At 47.2% G+C, this 1079-nt stretch carries 1 protein-coding gene; it reads left to right on the top strand.

The genetic code is table 11. The annotated features are described in order from the left end of the window. On the top strand, nucleotides 1–1079 hold a 1079-nt coding region (gene tuf / locus FE810_RS16995; RefSeq protein WP_138321865.1), incomplete at both ends, for an elongation factor Tu.

The following is a 1079-nucleotide window of genomic DNA, read 5'->3' on the forward strand; positions in this document are numbered from 1 at the left end:
GGTAAGACTACTCTAACTGCTGCGATTTCAGCGGTATTGACTAAGACTCACGGTGGTGAAGTTCGTGATTTCGCACAAATCGATAACGCTCCAGAAGAGCGCGAGCGTGGTATCACAATCAATACTTCTCACATTGAGTATGACACAGCAATTCGTCACTACGCACACGTAGATTGTCCTGGTCACGCGGATTATGTAAAAAACATGATCACAGGTGCGGCACAAATGGACGGCGCGATTTTGGTAGTAGCCGCGACTGATGGCCCAATGCCACAGACACGTGAGCACATCCTACTTTCACGTCAGGTTGGTGTACCATTCATCATCGTATTCATGAACAAATGTGACATGGTTGATGACGAAGAATTGCTTGAGCTAGTAGAGATGGAAGTACGTGAACTTCTTTCAGAATATGACTTCCCAGGCGATGACTTACCAGTAATTCAAGGTTCAGCACTTGGTGCATTGAACGGTGAAGCGCAATGGGAAGAGAAAGTACTAGAGCTTGCGAACGCATTAGATACTTATATCCCAGAGCCAGAGCGTGCGATTGACGGTGACTTCATCCTTCCGATTGAAGATGTATTCTCAATCCAGGGTCGTGGTACGGTTGTAACTGGTCGTGTAGAGCGTGGTATTATCCGCGTAGGTGACGACGTAGAAATCGTAGGTATCAAAGAGACGACTACAACGACTTGTACGGGCGTAGAGATGTTCCGTAAGCTTCTTGACGAAGGTCGCGCTGGTGAGAACTGTGGTGTTCTTCTACGTGGTACTAAGCGTGATGAAGTACAACGTGGTCAAGTATTGTGTAAGCCTGGTTCAATCAAGCCACACACAAAGTTTGAGTCAGAAGTTTATGTATTGACGAAAGATGAAGGTGGTCGTCACACGCCATTCTTCAAAGGCTATCGTCCACAGTTTTACTTCCGTACGACGGACATCACAGGTGCAGTAGAGCTTCCTGAAGGTGTAGAGATGGTAATGCCAGGCGACAACTTGAAGTTTGTTGTAGAGCTTATCAACCCAATCGCGATGGACGAAGGTTTACGCTTCGCAATCCGCGAAGGTGGCCGTAC

The organism is Thalassotalea litorea, from assembly GCF_005843925.1.
Lineage (GTDB): Bacteria > Pseudomonadota > Gammaproteobacteria > Enterobacterales > Alteromonadaceae > Thalassotalea_A > Thalassotalea_A litorea_A.